This window comes from Paractinoplanes toevensis, from assembly GCF_018332695.1.
GTDB classification, from domain to species: domain Bacteria; phylum Actinomycetota; class Actinomycetes; order Mycobacteriales; family Micromonosporaceae; genus Actinoplanes; species Actinoplanes toevensis.
In genome coordinates this window covers 1-1,630 of sequence record NZ_BOQN01000179.1, presented here as the reverse complement: position 1 = coordinate 1,630, position 1,630 = coordinate 1, and the positions used below count along the sequence as shown (strand labels likewise).

General features: G+C 76.7%; 2 protein-coding genes. One reads left to right on the top strand and one right to left on the bottom strand.

The genetic code is table 11. The annotated features are described in order from the left end of the window. Positions 1-270, bottom strand: coding sequence for a hypothetical protein (locus Ato02nite_RS49495; protein WP_213013708.1), 270 nt, complete (start codon positions 268-270; stop codon positions 1-3). Here Ato02nite_RS49495 and Ato02nite_RS49490 point away from each other — a divergent pair. Further along, a complete protein-coding gene (locus Ato02nite_RS49490) occupies positions 269-1,624 on the top strand; it encodes a hypothetical protein (protein WP_213013707.1) in 1,356 nt (451 codons plus the stop codon). The genes Ato02nite_RS49495 and Ato02nite_RS49490 overlap by 2 nt on opposite strands. Positions 1,625-1,630 lie beyond the last annotated feature (6 nt).

Genomic DNA, 1,630 nt, shown 5'->3' with positions numbered 1-1,630 from the left:
TCAGGCCGGTCCTGGCTGGTCATCGGCCGAGCCGTCGGATTCGGCGGAAGCGGGTCGCGGGTCCTCCGGTCCTGGTTGGTCGCCCGCCCAGGCCGAGTCGCCGGGCTCGGGGTTCCCCGGCCAGGCACAGTCGTCCGGTCCCGGCTGGTCTTCCACGCAGGCCGAGCCGGCCGGCTCATGGTCGTCCCAGCCCGGCGCCCTCGGTCCGGCCTGGTCGAGCCCACCGGAAGCCGAGCCGGCCACGACCGCTTCGCCCTCTCCGCCGCGCATGGTTCCGCCCACCGGTTCGCCGATCGGTCCGGCGGCCGTGCCCCCCGCCGGCCAGGTCAGCCCCGGCCGCCCGCCGGCCGGCCCGGCCCGCTCGCAGCCGGCCTACCCGTCCGACGCCGACCCGCTGCTCTCCGGCCCGCAGGTCTACCACCAGCAGAATCGTCCACTGGACGCACCGCACTTCACTCCCTCGGCCCGTCCCGCCCCGTCGCCGATGAACACCCCGCCCGTGGCGCCGCCCGCCGTGAATCAGCCCCCGGCCGCACCACCCGCACTGAATCAACCCCCGGCTTCACCGCTGACGCCCCGTCCCGCCACCGCGATGCCGACCAGTCCGCCACCGTCGAACGGTTCCGGCCTGGCGGCCACGCTCGGCCGCCCCCTGCCGCCCCAGCAGGAGCAGTACAGCGGCCTGGTAACACCACCGGGTTCACCGCAGCAGCCGCTCGCCCGCCCGTCCGGCGAATCCCAGCCGACGGCCGGCCCCGACCGGCCTGCTTCCCCGGCCGCTCCGTCCGGCGGTCTCGGCATCCAGCCCGGCACCACCGAGCCGACCACCGGCCTCAGCAGCGCCACCACGTCCACCGGCCCGGCCCAGCCGAGCGGCCCAAGCCTGAGCGGCCTGGCGCAGCCGAGCGGTCCAGGCTTGGGTGGCCTGGCGCAGCCGAGTGGTCCAGGCTTGGGTGGCCTGGCGCAGCCGAGTGGTCCAAGCTTGGGTGGCCTGGCGCAGCCGAGTGGTCCAAGCTTGGGCGGCCTGGCGCAGCCGAGTGGTCCAGGCTTGGGCGGCCTGGCGCAGCCGAGTGGTCCAAGCTTGGGCGGCCTGGCCCAGCCGAGTGGCCCAAGCCTGAGCGACCCGGCCCAGCCGAACGGCCCTGGCCCGGGTGGCGGGTTCGCGCAGCCGGCGAGCGGCCTCGCGCCAGCCGCCGCGCAGTCACCCAGCGGCCTCGGCGACACCGTGCCGGCCGCTCCGCAGTCGCCGAGCGGCGCAGGCGCGGTTCCGGCCACCGACCGACCGAGCGGCCTGGGCAGCCTGCCGGGCGCCGACCTGTCCGGCGCGGACGCCGCCAACCGTTTCGGCGGCAGCGGCGGCCCCGAACCGAGCGGCCTGGGCGCCGCCGTCCGCCCGAACCGCCCACCACTGGAACCGCCGCAGATGGACGGCCTCTCGTCCGGCCCGGACCATCCGTCCACCCCGCCCAACCAGCCACCCCAGCCCGAACCGAAGACCGCCCGCCGCAACCGCCCGCCGCTGGAGTCCCCGCAGATGGGCCAGGTGAACCGCCCGATCGGCGGCGAGGGCAACGGCGAAGCCTCACCAAGCGGCCTCCCGTCACGAAACAGCGGTCCGGCTTGAGCGGTC